16 protein-coding genes, 2 tRNA genes and 1 other RNA gene are annotated in these 22,740 nt (G+C 42.5%); 16 read left to right on the top strand and 3 right to left on the bottom strand.

Translation table 11 applies throughout. The annotated features are described in order from the left end of the window. Nucleotides 1–20: 20 nt before the first annotated feature. Entirely contained in the window at nt 21–2,948 is a 2,928-nt protein-coding gene (locus tag ACTNC6_RS05880) for an EAL domain-containing protein (protein WP_441043440.1), read from the top strand. Nucleotides 2,949–3,076: 128 nt separating this feature from the next. Here ACTNC6_RS05880 and ACTNC6_RS05875 read toward each other — a convergent pair. Next, nucleotides 3,077–3,161, bottom strand: a tRNA-Leu gene (locus ACTNC6_RS05875). Between the two features lie 202 nt (nt 3,162–3,363). On the opposite strand from ACTNC6_RS05875, the gene ACTNC6_RS05870 reads away from it, so the two are divergent. From ACTNC6_RS05870 to rnpB, 7 genes are all read left to right on the top strand, one after another. Next, complete coding sequence (locus tag ACTNC6_RS05870; RefSeq protein ID WP_441034468.1) at nt 3,364–4,371, top strand: deoxyguanosinetriphosphate triphosphohydrolase; 1,008 nt, start codon at nt 3,364–3,366, stop codon at nt 4,369–4,371. A 15-nt stretch (nt 4,372–4,386) separates the two neighbouring features. Next, nucleotides 4,387–6,180, top strand: a complete 1,794-nt coding sequence (gene dnaG / locus ACTNC6_RS05865; RefSeq protein ID WP_441034466.1) for a DNA primase — start codon at nt 4,387–4,389, stop codon at nt 6,178–6,180. A gap of 39 nt (nt 6,181–6,219) precedes the next feature. Further along, nucleotides 6,220–7,347 (top strand): RNA polymerase sigma factor RpoD, encoded by a 1,128-nt coding sequence (gene rpoD / locus ACTNC6_RS05860; RefSeq protein ID WP_173743864.1) that lies wholly within the window; start codon nt 6,220–6,222, stop codon nt 7,345–7,347. 10 nt (nt 7,348–7,357) lie between these two features. Beyond that, complete coding sequence (locus tag ACTNC6_RS05855) at nt 7,358–8,065, top strand: tRNA (adenine(22)-N(1))-methyltransferase (RefSeq protein WP_441043439.1); 708 nt, start codon at nt 7,358–7,360, stop codon at nt 8,063–8,065. After that, complete coding sequence (locus ACTNC6_RS05850; protein ID WP_303242388.1) at nt 8,052–8,834, top strand: Nif3-like dinuclear metal center hexameric protein; 783 nt, start codon at nt 8,052–8,054, stop codon at nt 8,832–8,834. The genes ACTNC6_RS05855 and ACTNC6_RS05850 overlap by 14 nt, the downstream gene beginning before the upstream one ends. A gap of 109 nt (nt 8,835–8,943) precedes the next feature. After that, nucleotides 8,944–10,611, top strand: a complete 1,668-nt coding sequence (locus tag ACTNC6_RS05845; RefSeq protein ID WP_441043438.1) for a nucleoside kinase — start codon at nt 8,944–8,946, stop codon at nt 10,609–10,611. A 48-nt stretch (nt 10,612–10,659) separates the two neighbouring features. Beyond that, nucleotides 10,660–11,010, top strand: an RNA gene (gene rnpB, locus ACTNC6_RS05840) — RNase P RNA component class A. Nucleotides 11,011–11,095: 85 nt separating this feature from the next. Here rnpB and ACTNC6_RS05835 read toward each other — a convergent pair. Both ACTNC6_RS05835 and pyrB read right to left on the bottom strand, forming a co-directional pair. Beyond that, nucleotides 11,096–11,533 (bottom strand): aspartate carbamoyltransferase regulatory subunit, encoded by a 438-nt coding sequence (locus ACTNC6_RS05835; RefSeq protein WP_173743860.1) that lies wholly within the window; start codon nt 11,531–11,533, stop codon nt 11,096–11,098. Next, complete coding sequence (gene pyrB / locus ACTNC6_RS05830; RefSeq protein WP_441043437.1) at nt 11,527–12,450, bottom strand: aspartate carbamoyltransferase; 924 nt, start codon at nt 12,448–12,450, stop codon at nt 11,527–11,529. Before pyrB ends, ACTNC6_RS05835 begins: the two co-directional genes overlap by 7 nt. 266 nt (nt 12,451–12,716) lie before the next feature. On the opposite strand from pyrB, the gene ACTNC6_RS05825 reads away from it, so the two are divergent. The 8 genes from ACTNC6_RS05825 (at nt 12,717) to ACTNC6_RS05790 (ending at nt 22,722) form a co-directional block, all read left to right on the top strand. After that, on the top strand, nt 12,717–14,030 hold the full coding sequence (locus ACTNC6_RS05825; protein ID WP_441043436.1) for a bifunctional folylpolyglutamate synthase/dihydrofolate synthase: 1,314 nt from the start codon (nt 12,717–12,719) through the stop codon (nt 14,028–14,030). Further along, entirely contained in the window at nt 14,023–15,153 is a 1,131-nt protein-coding gene (pheA, locus tag ACTNC6_RS05820; protein ID WP_441034455.1) for a prephenate dehydratase, read from the top strand. Before ACTNC6_RS05825 ends, pheA begins: the two co-directional genes overlap by 8 nt. A 26-nt stretch (nt 15,154–15,179) precedes the next feature. After that, nucleotides 15,180–16,487: an ATP-binding protein gene (locus ACTNC6_RS05815; protein ID WP_173743856.1), complete on the top strand. Its 1,308-nt coding sequence runs from the start codon at nt 15,180–15,182 to the stop codon at nt 16,485–16,487. 31 nt (nt 16,488–16,518) lie between these two features. Further along, nucleotides 16,519–18,057: a Ppx/GppA phosphatase family protein gene (locus ACTNC6_RS05810; RefSeq protein ID WP_441034453.1), complete on the top strand. Its 1,539-nt coding sequence runs from the start codon at nt 16,519–16,521 to the stop codon at nt 18,055–18,057. A gap of 12 nt (nt 18,058–18,069) precedes the next feature. After that, nucleotides 18,070–20,217, top strand: a complete 2,148-nt coding sequence (locus ACTNC6_RS05805) for an RNA degradosome polyphosphate kinase (RefSeq protein WP_441043435.1) — start codon at nt 18,070–18,072, stop codon at nt 20,215–20,217. A gap of 3 nt (nt 20,218–20,220) precedes the next feature. Further along, entirely contained in the window at nt 20,221–20,346 is a 126-nt protein-coding gene (locus tag ACTNC6_RS05800) for a hypothetical protein (RefSeq protein ID WP_303242381.1), read from the top strand. A 135-nt stretch (nt 20,347–20,481) separates the two neighbouring features. Next, a tRNA-Glu gene (locus tag ACTNC6_RS05795) sits at nt 20,482–20,553 on the top strand. A gap of 243 nt (nt 20,554–20,796) precedes the next feature. Continuing rightward, nucleotides 20,797–22,722 (top strand): DNA gyrase/topoisomerase IV subunit B, encoded by a 1,926-nt coding sequence (locus tag ACTNC6_RS05790; RefSeq protein ID WP_441043434.1) that lies wholly within the window; start codon nt 20,797–20,799, stop codon nt 22,720–22,722. The last annotated feature ends 18 nt before the right edge of the window (nt 22,723–22,740 follow it).

The raw sequence follows: 22,740 nt of genomic DNA, 5'->3' as shown, positions 1-22,740 counted from the left end.
TGAGATGCGAGGTACGATAGATGAGTGGTAAGAAGAAAAATATGATGATGATCGTGCTGCTGTTTGAGTTGCTTCTGGGGCTGACCGTTCCGGCCTGGGCACAGTCGAAAACAGGAACAAAGACAATACGGGTGGCATATCGTGAGGATGCTGATTTTATTAATAAAAGCGGCAGCGGAGTTTACAAAGGATATGGAGTAGAATATCTGAATAAGATATCTCAGTATACCGGCTGGAAGTATGAATATATCAATGAATCCTGGGAAGATCAGCTGGAGGATCTGAAATGTGGGAAGATAGATCTGATCTGTAATGCACAGAAAACAGAGGACAGGGAAAAAGACTATGATTTCTCCTGTATACCTATCGGCACAGAACAGGCAGTGCTTTATACATCTGAGGACAATGAAGATATTTATTTTCAGGATTATGAGCATATGAATGGCAAAAAAGTGGGGCTGCTGAGAGACAGCTACCAGAACGAAGAACTTGAACAGCGTCAGAGTGAAAAAAAATTCCGTTGTCTGGAGAAATACTATGAATCTGAACAGGAGCAGATAGAGGCCCTTGAGCAGAAGAAAGTGGATATGATCCTGATGGGAAGTATCTCCAAACACGATTCACTTAAGATTGTGGACAAATTTGGGGATGCACCTATGTATATCATGACAACAAAGGGAAATACAGAGGTCATGGATGGGGTAAATAATGCTCTTGAACAGTTGGAGTCAGAAGTGCCGGATCTTAGGGAGCAGCTTACAGAACAGTATTATATGGATAAAAACAGGAATTCCAAGCCTCTTTTTACCAGGGAAGAAACGGAATATATTAAAAACGTCAGAACACCGATAAAAATAGGTTGTATCGGTGATCAGCCGCCATTAGTGTATACAGATAAAGAAACAGGAAAGCTGGACGGAATTTATATAGCACTTCTGGAAAAATTCAGTGAAATCAGCGGGATACCTTTTGAGTTTAAAAGTCTTTCTGTTGATACAGATCCGATAGAGGCAGCACAAAGTGGAAACTATGATTTTATAGCCGGAATTACTGCTTGTCAGGAAATGATCGATGATCCTGAAGTTCATCTTACAGGCAACTTTTTTACAAGAGAATTTCAGATTGTAGCAGAACGGGGAGCGGATATCAATACATTGGAGATGCCGATCGTTTCTATAAACAGTATATTTAAGAAATATAAAAGCCTGAGACCAGAGAGGGGATTTTCTCATAAAGCGATTTATTGTGATTCTCCCCAGGCGATTTTGGATGCGGTGGTAAATAAAAAGGCAGACATGGCCGTTGTGGACAGCTATGCAGCATCTTACTATCTGCAGGATGAAAAGTACCATAATCTTGCATTGTCAGGAATTGTTTATACCAAGGCAGAAACCTGTATGATATATGCAGATAATGTAGATCCTAATCTTGTTTCTGTCATTAATAAGAGCATTGGAAGCCTGAGCAGCCAGGATGAGGAGAATATTATCAGGCAGTATTCCATAAATCTGATGAAAACTTTTTCTATATGGGAATTACTGGGGAAATATAAATATCAGATGATATGTATCCTGATTTTTCTAGTGGCATTGACTGTGATTGTAATTGCCAATAATCGGCACAGAACCCAGATGCAGGTGGAGGCTGCAGCGCAGGAAGCATACCGCAGCAGGATGGAGACGGATGAACTGACGGGACTTCTGAATAAAGAAGGATTTTACCGGAGAGGCAGTGAATTTCTGGAGGAACATTCGGAGGCAGATGCCAGAATTCTCTATATCAATATTGAGAATTTTAAGCTGGTCAATGATTTGTTTGGTGAGAATGCAGGCGATGAGTTTCTGAAGTTCATCGGCCGGGAGCTGGAGAAGAATTTTGGAAGAATAGATACTATCAGCTGCAGATATGAGGCAGATCATTTTGTGATCCTGACATTGGAGAGTGAGGGCAGGATACAGGCACAGATGAATCGTCTTTGTGATCGGATCAGGGATTATTACCTGAAGACTACAGTGGAGATTTCTGCCGGGATTTATGAAATACGGGACAGATCTAAGAGTCTGAGAATCATGTGTGACCGGGCTCATCTGGCAGCGGAGAGTATTAAGAAGAATCATATGGCTCAGATTGCTGTATATGATGATACGCACAGAAAAAAATTGATTCAGGAACAGATGATCATTAATGAACTGGGTGATGCTCTTAAGGAAAAGCAGTTTAAGGCATTTTTTCAGCCAAAGTATGATATGCGTACTGACCGTATTATCGGGGCGGAGGCATTGGTTCGCTGGGAGCATCCGGAAAAGGGATTGCTTTCTCCGGGGATTTTTATTCCGGTATTGGAGAAAAACGGATATATTGCAAAAGTGGATCTCTACATTTATGAGGAAACCTGTATTTTTCTGAAAAAATGTATGGATGAGGGGATTCCTCTGTATCCTGTGTCTGTAAATTTATCCAGGGTAGGGTTCTATAACCCGAAATTGTTTCAGACTCTTTGCGAAATTGCAGAACGCTATCACATTCCAAAAAAATATCTGGAGCTGGAGATAACAGAGACTGCATATGCCACTGACTCAGAAATAATCTTTTCAGTTGTGGAAAAGCTTCGCCAGGGAGGATTCCGTGTTCTCATGGATGATTTTGGAAGTGGATATTCTTCTCTGAATATGCTGAAAGAAGCTCCTATTGATGAGATCAAACTGGATATGCGTTTTTTAAGTGCGGCAGATCCATATGAAAGAGCAGAAGATATTCTGCATATGATCATTACTATGGGGAATCATATGAAGCTTTCCATTATTGCGGAAGGTGTGGAGACGGAACATCAGAAAGCAATGCTTCAAGGGTTCGGCTGCAATAAGGCCCAGGGATATTTTTATGCCAGACCTATGAGGGAAGAAGAGTATACAGAATTGCTCAGAAAAGAAACAAAAGAAAATTTATAAACGGACAGAAGAACAAAAAATCCTGTCAGCAGGAAATGCAACAGAGCTTTCTGCTGACAGGATTTTTATTTTTAAATACTTTTACAAAAAAATAAAGAACTGTATATCCTACAGTTCTTTGCTCAAAATGCGGAAGATGGGACTTGAACCCACACGAGCGCAATGCTCACAAGATCCTTAGTCTTGCTCGTCTGCCAGTTCCGACACTTCCGCATATCGCATTCATGGGATTTTTGTACTCTCCCTCGCGACATCTGATACTATATCAAATGAAATGCATCATGTCAACACCTTTTATTAAAAAAATAAAAAAATTTCAATATTTTTTTGAAAAAAAGAGGAATTTGAAATTTTGTGTAGAATATACTTAATAAGAGGTATTTTGTCATTGCTGTTATTGGTGGAGGAATTGCCGATGAATATCAGAGAGAGCATGGAACAAAGAGAACTGAAACAGCTAAGTCCTTATGCTGCCCACAGCCTTCATTCCAAAGGCAGGGAACGGCAGGAAGAGGAATGTGATGTACGAACCGTTTATCAAAGAGACAGGGACAGAATCCTGCATTGTAAGGCTTTTCGCAGGATGAAGGATAAGACACAGGTTTTTCTGGCACCTCAGGGGGATCATTACAGAACCAGGATGACTCATACCCTGGAGGTGTCACAGATTGCCAGAACTATAGCAAAAGCATTAAGTCTGAATGAGGACCTTGTGGAAGCCATTGCGCTTGGTCATGATCTTGGTCATACTCCTTTCGGACATGCCGGTGAGAGGGCACTCAATAAGGTGAATCCTGATGGTTTTGCCCATTATAAACAGAGTGTTCGTGTGGCACAGGTGTTAGAGAAAAACGGAGAAGGGCTGAACCTTACCTGGGAGGTAATTGATGGAATCCTGAATCATCGCACCAGTGGGAATCCCTTTACTCTGGAGGGACAGATTGTGCGTCTTTCTGACAAAATTGCGTATATTCATCATGATATGGATGACGCACAGAGAGCTGGGATCATATCGGAAGATGATATTCCGATTACCTTACGGATGCTTCTCGGATATACTACCAGAGAGAGGCTGAATACCTTTGTTCATGATATAATTGATAATAGTTTTGAACAGGATATGATCAGAATGTCGGCAGAGATCTATGAGGCTATGATGGCACTTAGAGCGATCATGTTTGCCAATGTATATGAGAATCCTCTTGCCAGAAAGGAAGAGGAAAAGGTAGTAAAAATGTTGACAGAATTATATGAATATTATATCGAACATCCGGAAGCTATGTCAGCAGAATACAGAGAAATGATCGCAAAAGGGGAGAAAAAAACACAGGTCGTATGTGATTATCTCTCGGGAATGACAGATCAGTATTCTATGGATAAATTCCGGGAGATTTACATACCAAAATCATGGGAAGTCTATTAAAAAGGAGGACGAAGCTTGCGTTATTCGGATGATATCATTGAAGAAGTAAGAATGAAAAATGATATTGTAGACGTTGTATCCCAATATGTAAAGCTAAATAGGAGAGGCAATACTTATTTTGGCTTATGTCCTTTTCATAATGAGAAGACACCGTCCTTTTCTGTCACACCGTCTAAGCAGATGTATTACTGTTTTGGATGTGGGGCAGGAGGAAATGTTTATAATTTTGTAATGGAATATGAGAATTATACTTTTGGAGAGGCACTGCAGCATCTGGCAGACAGGGCGGGAGTGCAGCTTCCAAAGATCGAATATTCCAGAGAGGCCAAGGAGAAAGCTGAGAAAAGAGCTACTCTTCTGGAGATCAATAAGCTGGCAGCAAGCTATTTTTATTACCAGCTGCGCAGGGAAAACGGCAGTCAGGCTTATGCATATCTGATTAACAGAGGGGTAAGTGAGGATACAATTAAAAAATTCGGCCTGGGTTATTCAGATAAATACAGTGATGATCTGTATAAGTTTCTGAAGTCGAAAAATTACAGCGATGATCTGCTCAGGGAGTCTGGATTGTTTAATGTAGATGAGCGGCATGGGATGTATGATAAATTTTGGAACCGGGTTATTTTCCCAATCATGGATGTGAATAACCGGGTGATCGGATTCGGAGGACGTGTGATGGGCGATGGAAAGCCAAAATACCTGAATTCTCCGGAAACGAAGATTTTTGACAAGAGCAGGAATTTGTATGGTTTGAATATAGCCAGAACTACCAGGAAGAATTATCTGATCCTGTGTGAAGGCTACATGGATGTGATCTCCATGCACCAGGCAGGCTTTACCAATGCGGTGGCTTCGCTGGGAACGGCTCTTACGTCAGGACATGCCAGTCTGCTGAAAAGATACACCCAAGAGGTTTTACTGTTGTATGACAGTGATGACGCCGGCGTCAGAGCTGCTCTTCGTGCAATTCCTATTCTGAGGGAAGCTGGGATTACGTCCAGGGTGGTCAGCCTGAAACCCCATAAGGACCCGGATGAATTTATTAAAGCCCTTGGCGGAGAGGAATTCGAGAAACGGTTGGAACGGGCTATGGACAGCTTTATGTTTCGGATTCATATGGCTCAGAAGGAGTTCGCAATGGAGGAACCCCAGGGACAGAACCGTTTCTTTGAGCGGTGTGCACAGATGCTTCTGGAGCTTTCGGATGAACTGGAGCGGAATCTGTACATAGAAGCAATTGTAAAGGATTACAGAGGATACGGAATCAGCGTGGAGGATCTGAGAAAGCGTGTGAATACTCTGGCATTAAAGGGAACTCCTGCAGAACAGCGGGTACAGCCCAAAACTACAGGAGCACAGCCGAAGAAAAGGGACAGTGCCAGCGAGAAGGCGCAGAAACTGATGTTGACCTGGCTGGTCACTTATCCGGGTATTTTTGATACTGTGGTCAGGTATATTCAGCCATCGGACTTCGTAGTGCCTCTTTACAGACAGGTGGCAGAGATGCTTTATCAGCAGCATGAGGAGGGAGATGTGAATCCTGCCAGACTGATGAATGCTTTTATTGACAGCGAGGAGCAGAGGGAGGTTTCTTCTCTTTTCAATGCTACGATTCATCTCGAGACACCTGAGGAGCAGAACAGGGCTTTTTCAGATGCGGTACTCCGTATCAGAGATGAGAGTCTGAAGGAGAAGAACAAAACATTGGACCCTGCGGATATGAAAGGTCTGCAGGAGCTTGTAAAAGCCAAAAAGGATCTTGAGGATCTGCGAAGAAAGCGGCAGCAATTGCATATTTCTTTTGAATAAGGATAAAATATAAACACTATATGGAGGTATAGAGCACATATGGAAATGAATATGGGTAAATTCAGCGAGAAACTGGTAGAACTTCTGGAACTGGCAAAAAAGAAAAAGAATGTTCTGGAATATCAGGAGATCAGCGACTTTTTTAAGGATCAGCCTTTGGAAGTAGAGCAGATGGAAAAGGTTTTTGATTTTCTGGAAGCCAGCGGTGTGGATGTGCTTAGGATTACAGACGGTAATGCGGATGACATGATCCTGGATGATGACGGTGATATGGATAAGCTGGACGGGGAAGATGAGATCGAACTGGACAAGATTGACCTTTCTGTTCCGGAAGGTGTCAGTATTGAGGATCCGGTCCGCATGTATCTGAAGGAAATTGGTAAAGTGCCTCTTCTTTCTGCAGAGGAAGAAATTGAACTGGCCAAGAGAATGGAAAACGGAGATGAGGCTGCAAAAAAACGTCTGGCAGAGGCCAACTTACGTCTGGTAGTCAGCATTGCCAAAAGATATGTGGGACGTGGAATGCTGTTCCTGGATCTGATCCAGGAGGGAAATCTGGGTCTGATCAAAGCAGTTGAGAAGTTTGATTATCGTAAGGGATATAAGTTCAGTACTTATGCTACATGGTGGATCCGTCAGGCGATCACAAGAGCGATTGCAGACCAGGCACGTACGATCCGTATTCCGGTTCATATGGTCGAGACCATCAACAAGCTGATCCGTGTTTCCCGTCAGCTGCTTCAGGAGCTTGGACGTGAACCTACGCCGGAGGAAATTGCGGACAAGATGGATATGTCTGTAGAGAGAGTTCGTGAGATCCTGAAGATTTCTCAGGAACCGGTATCTCTGGAAACACCTATCGGTGAAGAGGAAGACAGCCATCTGGGAGATTTTATTCAGGATGATAATGTTCCGGTACCTGCAGACGCCGCAGCGTTTACTTTATTGAAGGAGCAGCTGGTAGAGGTTTTAAGTACTCTTACAGACAGAGAACAGAAGGTGCTCCGTCTGCGTTTTGGTCTTGATGATGGACGTGCTAGAACACTGGAAGAGGTTGGAAAGGAATTTAATGTAACAAGAGAACGTATCCGACAGATTGAGGCAAAGGCTCTGAGAAAACTTCGCCATCCAAGCCGCAGCCGCAAGCTGAAGGATTACCTGGATTAAGGAGCCTGTTATGCAGCTTTCGAAACGTTTGTCTGCAGTGGCAGGCCTGGTGACCAGGGGAAACAGACTGGTAGATGTTGGATGTGACCATGGATATTTGCCCGTATATTTATATTTGAATCATATGATTCCCAGTGCGATTGCCATGGATGTGAGACCGGGGCCTCTTTCCAGGGCGGAGGAACATATTGCGCAATATGGATTAGGAGAATACATAGAGACCAGACTTTCAGATGGCCTTGCAGCTCTTGGAACAGATGAGGGCGATACTCTGGTGATTGCCGGGATGGGAGGACCACTGATGGAGCGGATTCTCACAGAAGGCAGAACTGTACGGGAAAGTTTTCAGGAGATGATACTTCAGCCACAGTCGGATATCCCCCATTTTCGGAGATTTCTGAAGATGGAAGGCTGGAGGATCCAAGAGGAAAGAATTATCCGGGAAGATGGAAAGTTTTATCCTATGATGAAAGCAGTTCACGGAGAAAAAGAGAATTTCCTGCCTGGTACACCCTACACGTTGTCAGAATGGTTTGGCGGAATGCTCCTGGAGCGTCGGGATCCTGTTCTTGGAGAATATCTGAAAAGAGAACTTCGGATTCGGGACAGGATTCTGGAAAAGCTGCAGAATGCACCGGATCCGGGACAGCGACTGGAAGAAGTAAGAGAGGAAAAGCGGGTGATTTTAACCGCATTGGAGAAATATGAAAGCATATGAACTGATCTCCTGGCTGGAGAAAAAATATCCTGCAGACGCAGCAGAAGACTGGGATAATGTAGGACTTCTTACAGGAGATGATAATACAGAGGTCAGCCATGTTTTTCTGGCTCTGGATCTGACAGAGGAAACATTGGCTGAGGCTATAGAAAATGGGGCGGATATGATTCTTACTCATCACCCTATGATTTTTTCAGGAATAAAAAAGATAAATAATCATAGCTTTACAGGGAGAAGGATTCTTACACTGATCAGGAAGGGCATTGTATATTATGCTATGCATACCAATTACGATGTGCTGGGAATGGCAGATTTAAGTGCAGATTATATGAAGCTGGAGAACCCTTCTGTACTTTCTGTGACAGAAGAGAGAGAAGGAGAGATTCAGGGATTTGGCAGAGTAGGGGATCTTCCTGACAGAATGACTTTGCGGGAATATGCGCAGCTTGTGAAGAAGTCACTGAAATTAAAGGATGTAAAGGTCTATGGAAATCTGGACAGCGAAGTAGACCGGGCAGCAGTCTGCACAGGCTCCGGAAAAAGTATGATTCAGGATGCCATTGCAGCAGGTGCAGAGGTTTATGTGACCGGAGATATTGATCATCATACAGGCATTGATACGGTTGCTCAGGGGCTTGCTTTGATAGATGCCGGACATTACGGTACGGAGTATATTTTTATGGATGCCGTAAAGAAAGAACTGAATCAGGCATTCCCGGAACTGACTGTTTCCTGCGCTGGAGTGAAGAGTCCCTATGCTATTCTGTAGAGAGAATTTCTGACTCTGGTATCATTCATTATTTGGAATTTATTTGAAACTTGTTGAGACAGGGAGACTGCAGACGCAGTCTCCTGTGTGAATTTTGGAGGCTTGTACAATGGAACAAAGGACAGTTAAAGTTACCATAAATGGAGAGGCAAAAGAATATCCTTGTAAAATAACCTACGGGGAGATTGTAAAAGATTATGAAAATACTGCAGAAGCCCCCATTATCCTGGTGATGGTAAATGGAAAACTGAGAGAGCTTCATAAGCACTTAAAGGCAGACTGTACGATTCAGTTTATCACGACCCGGGATGCCATAGGAAACCAGACTTATAAAAGGAGCGCATGCCTGATCCTGTTGAAAGCGATTTATGATGTGGCAGGGCAGGATAACACGGATAAAGTAGTGATCCATTACTCTGTGGGTCATGGATACTATTTTACCATGAAGGGCGGAACTGCCCTTACCCAGGAGTTTATTGACCGTGTAAAAGAGAGAATGCATGAAATCGCAGATGCCAACCTGCCTATTATGAAGCGAAGTGTGAATACAGATGAGGCAATTGCCCTGTTTCACAAACATCATATGTATGATAAGGAGAGGCTCTTTAATTACCGCCGGGTGTCCAGAGTAAACCTTTACGGTATTGAAAGTTTTGAAGATTATTTTTATGGATTTATGGCAAACTATACAGGATATATCAAATATTTTGATCTGTTTCTGTATGAGGGAGGATTTGTTCTGCAGCTTCCGGATATGACAGAACCAGATAAGGTTCCGGAGTTTAAACCCAGAGAAAAGATTTTTCATGTGCAGAAAGAATCCCAGGAATGGAGTGATAAGCTGGAAATTTCTACAGTGGGAGATTTGAATGATAAGATTACCAGGGAGGGAATCCAGGATATTCTCCTGATCCAGGAGGCTATGCAGGAAGCCAGAATTTCGGAGATCGCCTCTCAAATCGCAAAAGCCGGAAATAAGAAGATTGTAATGATTGCAGGTCCTTCATCTTCCGGAAAAACCACCTTTTCCCATAGATTGTCTATTCAACTGTCAGCACATGGAATGAAACCACATCCAATTGCAGTGGATAATTATTTTGTAGACAGAGAAAAGACACCGCGAGATGAAAACGGAAAATTTGACTTTGAATGTCTGGAAGCCATTGATGTGGAAAGGTTTAATAAAGATATGCTGGCACTTCTGGATGGGAAAAGAGTGGAACTTCCTGTGTTTAATTTTAAAACCGGATTAAGGGAGTATAGAGGTGATTTTCTTCAGCTTGCCCAGGATGATATTCTGGTGATTGAGGGAATTCATGGCTTGAATGATAAACTGAGCTATGCGCTTCCGAAGGAGAGTAAGTTTAAGATTTATATCAGCGCCCTGACACAGCTTAATATTGATGAACATAATCGGATTCCTACAACAGACGGAAGACTGATCCGCAGGATTGTCCGGGATGCCAGAACCAGAGGCTCTTCTGCTAAGGATACCATAGCTATGTGGCCTTCTGTAAGAAGAGGGGAGGAGCGGAATATTTTTCCCTATCAGGAAGAAGCAGATGCCATGTTTAATTCGGCATTGATCTATGAACTGGCATGTCTGAAGGTTTATGCAGAACCTCTTTTGTTTGGAATAGACAAAAATGAACCGGAGTATGTGGAGGCCAAACGATTGTTGAAATTTTTTGATTATTTTGTGCCGGTGCCCAGTGAGGCGGTTCCCTATAATTCTATTCTCCGAGAGTTTATTGGAGGAAGCTGCTTTAATGTTTGATTTATTTTCTTTACAAGTGTGAAAAATCGTGTTAGAATAGCAATTGTGCAACCAGGCCAGGTGATCGCGGCTGAGCAGACGAAAGGGTTCAGACGAGGAAAGTCCGGGCTTCGCAGGGCAGGATGCCGGATAACGTCCGGTGGAGGTGACTCCCAGACCAGTGCAACAGAAATAAACCGCCTCACATGTTGAGGTAAGGGTGGAAAGGCAGTGTAAGAGACTACCGCCGTCCTGGTAACAGGGCGGGCACATGTAAACTCCATTTGAAGCAAGACCGAACAGAAAGCGATACGGCTGCCCGTCGTGCTTTCAGGTGGGTCGCTTGAGCCTTATGGCAACGTAAGGCCTAGATAGATGATCACCCAATGACATAACCCGGCTTATCGGTCTGATTGCGCATAAAAGAATAGTGATTAATGATGATTAAAAAGCTCTCCCTTCTGTAGAACTGAAATAGAACGGAGAGCTTTTTGCAAGTATATATTTATTTGTTGAGTTTTCCTGTATACTTTTCGTCACAGTATTTACATCTGTAGACTTCTTTTTCTTCATCTGCCAGAACGAAGATTTGATCCAGACCCTGTTCAATAGATGTGATACAACGGGGATTTTTACATTTGATCACGTTAACTACCTGTTTTGGAAGCTTTAATTCCTGTTTTGCAACAATTTTTCCATCTTTGATAATATTTACGGTGATGTTGTGGTCAATGAATCCCAGAATATCCAGATCCAGATTTTCAATGGGGCATTCTACTTTTATAATATCTTTTTTGCCCATTTTATTGCTGCGGGCATTTTTGATGATTGCAACAGTGCAGTCAAGCTTGTCAAGCTTCAGATCATGATAGATGGTCATAGCTTTTCCGGCTTTGATGTGGTCTAATACATAGCCTTCGCGAAGTGCGCCTACATTTAACATGGTAATTTTACCTCCAGTAATGTGAGAATCAATGCCATACGTACATATACTCCGTACTGAACCTGCCTGAAGTAAGCAGCTCTCGGATCGGAATCCACTTCAGTTGAGATTTCATTTACACGTGGAAGTGGATGGAGAATGTACATATCCTTCTTTGCAAGTTCCATTTTCTGTTTATCCAGAATATAGAAATCCTTCATACGTACATAATCTTCCTCGTTGAAGAAACGTTCCTTCTGTACACGGGTCATATAAAGAATGTCAAGATCCGGAAGGGCATCTTCCAGTCTTTCCACTTCCTGAAAATCAATATTATTTTTTATCAGCACATCTTCACGGATATAACTTGGGATGCGAAGCTCCTCAGGAGAAATCAGTATGAATCTTACATTAGGATAACGTACAAGAGCTTCGATCAGAGAATGAACAGTACGTCCGAATTTAAGGTCTCCGCACAGACCGATGGTGATATTATCCAGATGTCCCTTCAGGGAGCGGATAGTGAGAAGATCGGTTAAGGTCTGGGTGGGGTGCTGGTGACCTCCGTCTCCGGCGTTGATCACTGGAATAGAAGAAGCCATGGAAGCTACTAACGGAGCACCTTCTTTGGGATGACGCATAGCACAGATGTCTGCGTAACAGGATACAACACGGATAGTATCTGCAACGCTTTCACCTTTGGATGCAGAACTGGAATCAGCGGATGAAAAGCCAAGAACTTTACCGCCCAGATTCATCATTGCTGCTTCGAAACTAAGGCGTGTACGGGTACTTGGCTCATAAAATAAGGTGGCAAGTCTCTTATCATCACAGACATGCGCATATTTATCGGGATGTTTCTCAATATCGCTGGCCAGATCCAGGATAGAGTTAAGCTCTTCTACAGATAAATCCAGCGGACTCATTAAGTGTCTCATATTATACCTCCATATTTTATTGATGAAGAATACATCATTCGCCTATTATGATATAATACTCAGGTGCTTTTTTCAAGATGCTTTTACAAGTATTTTTCATAAGCAGGAACCGTTTTCTTTACATAAATTTAATCTGTTTCTGATATTGCCCGCCTTGAAAAAAACATGGGTGTAGGCTATAATAAAGTGAATTGTGAAAATAGATTTTCGTGTGCTGCAGATTTGCAGTGTAAAAATAGAAAAATAAAAATTTAGGAGTAGAAGCAATGAATTATCAGGAAAGCCGTGAATACATAGACAGGGTAACGAGGGAGATTCCCAGTGTGCTGGGACTGGAGCATATGCGGGAATTAATGAAAAGACTGGGAAACCCTCAGGAAGATCTGAAATATGTTCATATAGCAGGTACCAATGGGAAGGGCTCAGTAATTGCTTTTCTATATTCTGCACTGTCTCAGGCAGGCTATTGTGTGGGAAGGTATGTTTCCCCCACTTTATATTCTTACAGAGGAAGAATTGCTGTGGCAGGACAGATGATTGACAGAGACAGTTTTGCCCTGTATCTCACCCAGGTGGCAGATGCGATTCAAGTTATGACAGCAGATGGTTTTCCTCATCCTACAGCTTTTGAAATAGAGACAGCTGTGGCGTTTTTGTATTTTAAAAACAAAGGCTGTGATCTTGTGCTTCTTGAAGTGGGAATGGGTGGAAACCTTGATGCCACCAATATTATCAACAATACTCTTCTTGCAGTTCTGGTATCTATCAGTATGGATCATATGTCTTTTCTTGGAAACACCCTTTCTGAAATTGCAGAGAAAAAGGCCGGAATTATTAAAGAGGGCAGTCATGTGGTAACAGTACAGCAGAAAACGGAGGTTATGGAGGTTATCTGTGAAAAATGCAGAAGCAATCATGCGGAATGTACTGTAGCAGATGCAGCACAGGCACAGGTAGTAGAGGAAGGCGTTGAAGGCCAGACAATTATTTACGAAAAGGAATGTTACAGAATTCCTCTGGCAGGAATTTATCAGAAGGAAAATGCGGTGGCTGCTCTGAATGCACTGAAAGTATTGGATGGACTGGGATTTCCCACTACTGCAGAACAGAAAAAAGAAGGGCTGGAGAAGGTGTCCTGGAATGGAAGATTTACAGTTCTGGATACAGAACCCCTCTTTGTGGTGGACGGGGCACATAATCCGGCAGCAGCAGATATGTTGGTACAATCCATAGAGCATTATTTTAAAGGGAAAAGACTGATTTATATTATGGGAGTTTTCTCAGATAAGGATTATCAGAGTGTGATCCGAAAGACGGCACCCCTTGCAGATCAGATATTCACCATACAGACACCGAATAATGTGCGGGCTCTTCCTGCGCAGAAACTGGCAGAGGCCATAGAGAAGATAAACCCTCATGTAGAAGCAGCAGAGAGCGTGGAAGCAGCAGTGGAAAAGGCATATGGTCTTGCTGAGGATAAAGATGTGATCCTGGCTTTTGGTTCGTTGTCCTTTATCGGTATTATGACAGAAGCTGTTGAGGAAGAAAAGAAGAAACGAAAGGAACAGCAGAATGATTGATTTACTGGAAAGCAGAGATAAAATTGATAAGATTGATATGGAGATTGTCCGGCTCTTTGAGGAAAGAATGAAGATATGTGAGGATGTGGCAGAATATAAGATCGCTACAGGCAAAAAGGTGCTGGATGCAGAAAGAGAGAGACAGAAACTGAAGGCTCTGCGTGGCAGAGCCCATGGGGAATTTAATCAGTTGGGTACTCAGGAACTGTTTGAGCAGATTATGGCCATCAGCCGGAAGCGGCAGTATCAGCTTTTGACAGAGCATGGTGTAGAGGATGAAGAAAAACTGGAAATGGTGGATTTTCTCCCGTTGAACAATGTTACAGTTGTTTTTCAGGGAGTAGAGGGAGCTTACAGTTATGCTGCCATGAGGGAATACTTCGATGATGATATTAAAAGCTTTCATGTGAAAACATGGAGAGATGCTATGGAAGCTGTAGTGGAGGGGAAGGCAGACTATGGGGTACTCCCTATCGAAAATTCCACTGCAGGTATTGTGGCAGGAATTTATGATCTTCTTACAGAATATGATCTGAATATTGTGGGAGAGCAGATCATTAGTCCTCGTCATGTATTGCTGGGACTGCCGGAGGCTTCGCTGGAGGATATCCGTTGCGTATATTCCCATTCTCAGGCACTGGCTCAGTGTTCTAAATATCTGGAAGCCCATCCCGAATGGAGAACACAGGAGATGGAAAATACTGCTGGTTCTGCAAAAAAAGTGAGAGAAGACGGTGATATTACCCAGGCTTCCATTGCAAGCAGACAGGCAGGAGAGCTTTATGGTTTAAAGGTTCTGGCAGAAAATATTTGCAGCAATGATAAAAATGCAACCCGATTTGTGATTGTAAGTAAGAAACCTATATATGTGAAGGATGCAAATAAGATCAGCGTTTTCTTTGAACTGTATCATGAAAGCGGAACGCTTTATCATATGCTTTCCCATATTATTTATAACGGATTGAACATGACCAAGATTGAATCCAGGCCTATTCCGGGTAAAAACTGGCAATATCGGTTTTTTGTGGATTTCGAGGGGAATCTGCAGGACAGTGCTGTGAAAAATGCTCTCCGCGGAATTGAGGCAGAAGCTGACAGAATGCGCATTTTGGGAAATTACTAAAAATTAGTTTAGGAGAAATAAATAAAATGGCTAGATTAAATGAATGTATTTTGTATCGTGACTTTGAACATGGAGATCTTCTGGCTAAAATGGCAGAAATTATGACTTTATGGGAGAAGGATGCGGCAGATTTAAAATCAAAGGAGGGACAGTTCTTTGAATGTGTCAATGGTTTGGTGGAAATGGCAGGTTTATATGGATTTTCAGGAAACCTGTGGCATTGCTATCTGACCTTCCTGCTGGTTAACAAGGAAAATGCTTTCAGTACAGCAAGCGAAATCAGAGGTGCTGTAAAAGGAAGCATCAATGAACTGGTTTTAAATGATTTTGAGATTTTCAAAGAGCTTTATGATTTTGACCTGAATGTGCTGGATGAAGCTTTCGGGATTTCCTGCTGTAAAGTTATCTGTGATTATATAAATACAGGAAGCAACAGCAAGATGTTTAATTCAAGGATCCGTGACCGTATCTGCGAGATGAGCAGGACTCTGGCCGGGGCAGAGACTACCGAGGAATTTATGGCAGATATGGTGCAGTTTTATAAGGATTTTGGTGTAGGAAAGCTTGGTCTGCATAAGGCTTTCCGTGTAGGCCGCGATGAGAATGATAAGGTGGAGATTCAGCCCATTACCAGAATTGCGCATGTGAAATTGGAGGATCTTATCGGATATGAGATTCCTAAACAGAAGCTGATTGAGAATACAGAGGCCTTTGTCAGAGGCAGAAAGGCAAATAACTGTCTGCTTTTTGGTGATGCAGGTACAGGCAAGTCTTCCAGCATTAAGGGAATCCTTAACCGATATTATGATGAAGGTCTGCGTATTATTGAGGTGTATAAACATCAGTTCCAGGATCTGAATGATGTGATTGCGCAGATCAAAAACAGAAATTATAAATTTATTATTTATATGGATGACCTTTCTTTTGAAGAATTTGAAATTGAATATAAATACCTGAAAGCTGTGATCGAGGGTGGACTGGAAAAGAAACCGGATAATATTCTGATCTACGCAACAAGCAATCGGAGACATCTGGTGAGAGAACGGGCAGGAGACAAGCTGGAGGTCATGGACGATGATGATCTGCACTCTTCAGATACTGTACAGGAGAAGCTGTCCCTGGTATACAGGTTCGGTGTCCGTATTTATTTTGGAGCGCCGGGTAAAAAAGAATTCCAGACAATTGTCAAAGCTCTGGCTGAAAGAAATGGTATCAAGATGCCGGAGGATGAACTTTTGCTTGAAGCGAATAAATGGGAGCTGTCTCATGGAGGATTGACAGGAAGAACAGCACAGCAGTTTATTGATCATCTGCTGGGTATTCAGGAAGAATAGCTGAAAGACACCGGACAGGAAGGAGAAAAATATGGCAGTGATGACTTTTGCGGCGATAGATATTGGTTCCTATGAAGTAAGCATGAAGATTTTTGAATTGTCAAAAAAAATTGGATTCAGGGAATTAAATGATGTAAGGTACAGTCTGGAATTGGGAAAGGGCGTATATTCCAATGGAAAGCTGGACACACAGATGCTGGATGTTCTGTGTGAGACTTTAAATGATTTTAAAAGGATGATGCAGGATTTTGGGGTAGTGGAATATCGTGCCTGTGGAACAAGTGCGCTGAGGGAACTTGCAAATCCGTTGATTATTGTAGAACAGATTTATCGCAGAACAGGTTTTAAAGTAGAGATATTAAGTAATGCGGAACAGCATTTTCTGGGCTATAAATCAATTGCTGCCATTGAAAGAGGCTTTAAGAAAATGATCCAGAAGGGAACTGCTATTCTGGATGTGGGAGGAGGAAGCCTGCAGGTTTCTCTTTTTGATAAGGATGCCCTGGTTACTACCCAGAGCCTTAAAATGGGAAGCCTGAGAATCCGTCAGCGTCTTCAGGAACTGGAAAAAACAACCATTCATTATGATAAACTGGTGGAGGAATTTATTCGTAATGACCTGACAAATTTTCAGCGTCTGTATCTGAAGGACAGAGATATTAAAAATGTTATCCTTATGGGAGATTTTATCACCGATATGATCTTTCAGGAGGAGATGAAGGATAAGATCATTACCAGGAATGAATTTATGAAGCGTTATGAGGATACGGTAGATAAGACAGAGGATGTGCTTGCACAGGAGATGGAGATCGATCCGGAATATGCTTCTCTGGTTGTGCCTACCATGGTAGTGTGCAGAAGCTTTATTGATATTTTTCAGGCAGAGGCTCTGTGGGCTCCCGGTGTATCTCTTCTGGATGGTATTGCTTATGACTATGCAGAAAAGAAAAAATTTATAAGAAGTGTACATAATTTTGAAAATGATATTCTGGTGACTTCTAAAAATATTGCAAAGCGGTATTCCAGCAGTAAAAGTCATATTCAGGGAACCATGAATCTGTGCCTGAACATTTTTGACAGTATGAAGAAAGTGCATGGAATGGGAAAGCGGGAAAGACTTCTCATTCAGATTGCGGCTTTACTTCATGATTGCGGTAAATATATAAGCATGGGAAATGTTTCTGAGTGTTCCTATCAGATTATTATGTCTACAGAAATTATTGGCCTGTCTTCTCTGGAAAGAAAGATGATTGCTTATGCTGTCAGATATAATACAACAGCTTTTGTCTATTACGATGAAATTCAGATGCTGGGAGCCGGAATTGACAGGGAGAGTTATATAAAGATCGCTAAAATGACAGCGATCCTGCGGCTGGCTAATGCCATGGACAGAAGCCACTGTCAGAAGGTAAAGGGAATCAAAACTGTGCTGAAGGACAGAGAACTGCAGATGGTTATGGATTCCAGCCAGGATATTTCCCTGGAATTGGGACTTTTGCAGGATAAGGTTGCATTTTTTGAAGAGGTTTTTGGTATCCGCCTTGTGATCAGAGGAAAAGGAAGGGCGTAAAGGAGGAAAATAATGGAACTTGAGAAATTTGAAAAAAGTGAATATTTTGTGAACCGGGAACTGAGCTGGCTAAAATTTGATGAACGTGTTCTCAGTGAGGCCAGAGACAAAACACTTCCTTTATTTGACAGACTGAAATTTTTAAGTATTACAGCTTCCAATCTGGACGAGTTTTTTATGGTTCGTGTAGCATCTCTGAAGGATCAGGTGCATGCGGGCTATCATAAGACAGATATTGCCGGGATGACAGCTAAAGAGCAGTTGAAGGAGATCAGTCTGCGTACCCATGAATTGGTTCATGTGCAGTATAATACGCTGAACCGTTCTCTGATTCCTGCGCTGGAGAAGGCAGGGCTTCATCTGGTAGGAGCCCATGAGAATCTTACAGAGGAACAGAAGGCTTATGTGGACAGATATTTTGAGGATAATGTTTATCCTGTGCTTACGCCTATGGCTATGGATTCTTCCAGACCATTTCCTCTTATTCGAAATAAAACACTAAATATCGGTGCATTGATTTCCAAAAAAGGAAAAAAGGAAAAAGAAGAGCCTATGTTTGCAACTGTACAGGTTCCTTCTGTGCTTCCGAGAGTAGTGAGGATTCCTTCTGTGAAAGAGGGAGATACTTCGGTGATTCTTCTGGAAGAGATTATTGAAAAAAATATTGATAAGCTGTTTCTGAGCTATGATGTAGTCTGTGCACATCCTTATCGTATTATGCGTAATGCAGATCTTACTATTGATGAAGATGAGGCAGAGGATCTGCTGGTAGAGATTCAGAAACAGTTAAAGAAACGCCAGTGGGGAGAGGTCATCCGTCTGGAGATAGAAGACAAAATGGATGAGAGACTGCTGGATATTCTGAAAATGGAGTTTGCTATCAAAGAAGCGGATATTTTCAAGATCAATGGACCTCTGGACCTGACCATGCTGATGAAGGTATATGGGGCAGAGGGCTTTGACCGGTATAAGACCCCAAGATACCAGCCGGCTCCTGTGCCTGCTTTCCAGAATGATAAGGATATTTTTCAGGTGATCCGTGAGGGTGATGTATTTCTTCATCATCCATATATGAGCTTTGATCCTGTTGTTAATTTTGTGCGTCAGGCTGCAAAGGATCCGGATGTGTTGGCAATCAAGCAGACCCTGTATCGCGTCAGTGGTAATTCCCCTATTATTGCAGCTCTTGCTCAGGCAGCAGAGAATGGCAAGCAGGTTTCTGTTCTGGTAGAATTGAAAGCTCGTTTTGATGAGGAAAATAATATTGTCTGGGCCAAGAAACTGGAAAAAGCAGGATGTCATGTTATCTATGGTCTGGTTGGGCTGAAAACACACAGCAAGATTACCCTTGTGGTGCGCAGGGAAGAGACCGGAATCCGCCGCTATGTGCATCTGGCTACAGGTAACTATAATGATTCAACAGCAAAGCTTTACACAGACTGCGGTATATTTACCTGTGATGAAAGATTTGGCGAGGATGCTACAGCTGTGTTTAATATGTTGTCAGGCTATTCGGAACCGAAGCGTTGGAATAAACTGATCGTGGCTCCTATCTGGATGAAGGACAGATTTGTAAGTCTGATAGAGAGAGAAGCTGAAAATGCAAAGAAGGGACTGCCGGCGCTGATCCGTGCAAAGATGAATTCTCTTTGCGATCCCAAGATTATGGCTGCCCTTTATTATGCATCTTCCTGTGGAGTACAGGTAGAGCTTCTGGTAAGAGGTATCTGCTGCCTGAAGGTAGGACTGCCGGGAATCAGCGAAAATATCCATGTGCGTTCTATTGTAGGCGAATTTCTGGAGCATAGCCGTATTTTCTATTTTGAAAACGGTGGAAATCCTGAAATTTATATGGGAAGTGCTGACTGGATGCCAAGAAATCTGGACAGACGTGTGGAAATTGTTTTCCCTGTGGAGGATGAAAAAATCAAAAAAGAACTGGAGCATGTGCTGGATCTGGAATTCAGGGATAATGTAAAGGCTCATATCCTTCAGCCTGATGGAATTTATGTCAAACCGGATAAACGTGGAAAGGTACAGCTGAATTCCCAGATGGAATTTTGTATGGAGGCTACAGAGAGGGCTGTTCAGCAGAAACACGAGACAAAAAAATCCAGGGTATTTGTTCCTGCAGAACCAGCGGAGGATACTGAAGATTAAAATGTGGCAGTAATAAAAATGCTGGCATTGAGAAAGTCCATGGAATCTGAAGAAAAAGTCCATGGACTTTCCCTGATATTGGTGAAAGCAAAAATGCTGAAAAGCTTTTACCCGGAGAAAACCTTGTAAATACGGGGTTTTTACAAGGAAAATTCGCGAAAAATAAAAAAATTGAAATTTTTTAAAAAAAGTACTTGCATTTTAGAAAAATATGGTGTATATTAAATGAGTCGACAGCGAGAGACGCAAACGACACAAAGAAATGGCCAGTTGGTCAAGGGGTTAAGACGTCGCCCTCTCACGGCGAAAACACGGGTTCGATTCCCGTACTGGCTGCTAACAAATAGTGGGAAACAAATGATCAGAATTTCGATTCTGGTCATTTTTTTTGCCAGAAGCAATGCGTGGGTCAGAGCGTAAATGTATGCTTGAAATAAATTTAAAATTCGTTTATAATACAGAACAAACGTTCATGACTGAAGCTATTGTTTGCAGGCGTTATACCTGATCATACCTGAGTGAAGGCAGAATATATTTCAGAAAATATGCCAAGACAGAAAGAAAGGAAAGATAACAGATATGGCAAAGAAAGAAACCTATGATGCAGGGAGTATCTCTGTTCTGGAGGGTCTGGAGGCGGTCCGTAAGCGTCCGGGAATGTATATCGGAAGTGTTTCGAGAAAAGGACTTAACCATCTGATCTATGAGATCGTAGATAATGCGGTGGATGAACATCTGGCGGGATACTGCAGTCTGATCCATGTGGTCCTGGAGAAAGACGGATCCTGTACAGTTACAGACAACGGAAGAGGAATTCCTGTAGATATGCATGAAAAGGGAGTATCTGCAGAGAGACTTGTATTTACCACACTTCATGCAGGCGGTAAATTTGACAATTCAGCCTATAAGACCAGCGGAGGACTTCACGGAGTAGGTTCCTCGGTTGTCAATGCATTGTCTACATATCTGGATATTAAGATCAGTCGTGACGGATATATACATCACGATCATTATGAAAGGGGAATTCCTACTCTGGAACTGGAAGAGGGACTTCTGCCAAAGTTGGGAAGGACCAGACAGACAGGGACCAGTATTAATTTCCTGCCTGATCCGGAGATTTTTGAAAAGACAAGATTCTCCGCGACAGAAGTAAAGAGCAGACTCCATGAGACTGCTTATCTGAATCCGGAGCTGACGATACATTTTGAAGATAAAAGAGGTGCTGAGATTGAGGATATCACATATCATGAACCGGATGGGATTATCGGATTTATTAAGGACCTGAATCAGAATGCAGAGGTGCTCCACGAACCGGTTTATCTGAAAGGAGAGTCTGATGGAATTCAGGTAGAGGTGGCCCTCCAGTTTACCAATGAGTTTAGGGAGAATGTACTTGGATTCTGCAACAATATTTACAATGCAGAAGGCGGTACACACCTTACAGGATTTAAAACTACCTTTACTACAGTGATGAATACTTATGCCAGAGAGATTGGCATTCTGAAAGATAAAGATCCTAATTTTACAGGTGCAGATATCCGTAATGGAATGACAGCGGTTGTTTCTATTAAACATCCGGAACCTCGATTTGAGGGACAGACAAAGACAAAGCTGGATAATCAGGATGCGTCCCGTGCCACAGGTAAAGTGGTGGGAGAGCAGATGGTACTTTATTTTGACAGGAATCTGGAGACTCTGAAGACTATTCTTTCCTGTGCAGAGAAAGCAGCAAAGATTCGTAAAACAGAGGAGAGAGCGAAAACTAATCTTCTGACCAAACAGAAATATTCTTTTGACTCTAACGGAAAACTGGCAAACTGTGAGAAAAAGGATCCTTCCCAGTGTGAGATCTTTATTGTGGAGGGAGATTCTGCGGGAGGTTCTGCAAAGACTGCCCGTAACCGTAATTATCAGGCAATCCTTCCTATCAGAGGTAAGATACTGAATGTGGAGAAAGCTACTATTGATAAAGTACTTGCAAATGCGGAGATCAAGACTATGATCAATGCTTTTGGATGTGGATTTTCCGAAGGATATGGTAATGACTTTGATATTACAAAGCTTCGTTATGACAAGATCGTGATCATGGCTGATGCTGATGTGGATGGAGCTCATATTTCTACCTTGCTCCTTACTCTGTTCTATCGTTTTATGCCAGACCTGATCACAGAGGGACATGTGTATATTGCCATGCCACCGCTGTATAAGGTTATGCCAAAGAAAGGACAGGAAGAATACCTGTATGATGACAAGGCGCTGGAAAGATACAGACGCGCCCATAAGCCGGGAAGCTTCACTCTGCAGAGATATAAAGGTCTGGGAGAAATGGATGCAGAACAGCTTTGGGAAACTACGCTGAATCCGGAAACCAGAATGATGAAACGTGTGGAGATCGAGGATGCAAGACTTGCATCCAGCGTGACAGAGGTTCTTATGGGAAGTGATGTGCCGCCGAGAAAGAAATTTATTTATGAGCATGCGCAGGATGCTGAATTGGATATCTGATATAAATGGAGGAATGAA

Origin of the sequence: Blautia sp. HCP3S3_C4, assembly GCF_052064095.1 — a bacterium.
Taxonomy (GTDB): domain Bacteria; phylum Bacillota; class Clostridia; order Lachnospirales; family Lachnospiraceae; genus Blautia_A.
The sequence above is the reverse complement of the archived record's forward strand: the minus strand, read 5'-3'. Positions and strand labels throughout refer to the sequence as shown.

Bases quoted from the DNA above. Each gene is read 5' to 3' on its own strand.
- ACTNC6_RS05880 (WP_441043440.1), top strand. From the start codon at position 21: ATGAGTGGTAAGAAGAAAAATATGATGATGATCGTGCTGCTGTTTGAG.
- ACTNC6_RS05870 (WP_441034468.1), top strand. From the start codon at position 3,364: ATGAATATCAGAGAGAGCATGGAACAAAGAGAACTGAAACAGCTAAGT.
- rpoD (WP_173743864.1), top strand. From the start codon at position 6,220: ATGGAAATGAATATGGGTAAATTCAGCGAGAAACTGGTAGAACTTCTG.
- ACTNC6_RS05855 (WP_441043439.1), top strand. From the start codon at position 7,358: ATGCAGCTTTCGAAACGTTTGTCTGCAGTGGCAGGCCTGGTGACCAGG.
- ACTNC6_RS05850 (WP_303242388.1), top strand. From the start codon at position 8,052: ATGAAAGCATATGAACTGATCTCCTGGCTGGAGAAAAAATATCCTGCA.
- ACTNC6_RS05845 (WP_441043438.1), top strand. From the start codon at position 8,944: ATGGAACAAAGGACAGTTAAAGTTACCATAAATGGAGAGGCAAAAGAA.
- ACTNC6_RS05835 (WP_173743860.1), bottom strand. From the start codon at position 11,533: ATGTTAAATGTAGGCGCACTTCGCGAAGGCTATGTATTAGACCACATC.
- pyrB (WP_441043437.1), bottom strand. From the start codon at position 12,450: ATGAGACACTTAATGAGTCCGCTGGATTTATCTGTAGAAGAGCTTAAC.
- ACTNC6_RS05825 (WP_441043436.1), top strand. From the start codon at position 12,717: ATGAATTATCAGGAAAGCCGTGAATACATAGACAGGGTAACGAGGGAG.
- pheA (WP_441034455.1), top strand. From the start codon at position 14,023: ATGATTGATTTACTGGAAAGCAGAGATAAAATTGATAAGATTGATATG.
- ACTNC6_RS05815 (WP_173743856.1), top strand. From the start codon at position 15,180: ATGGCTAGATTAAATGAATGTATTTTGTATCGTGACTTTGAACATGGA.
- ACTNC6_RS05810 (WP_441034453.1), top strand. From the start codon at position 16,519: ATGGCAGTGATGACTTTTGCGGCGATAGATATTGGTTCCTATGAAGTA.
- ACTNC6_RS05805 (WP_441043435.1), top strand. From the start codon at position 18,070: ATGGAACTTGAGAAATTTGAAAAAAGTGAATATTTTGTGAACCGGGAA.
- ACTNC6_RS05790 (WP_441043434.1), top strand. From the start codon at position 20,797: ATGGCAAAGAAAGAAACCTATGATGCAGGGAGTATCTCTGTTCTGGAG.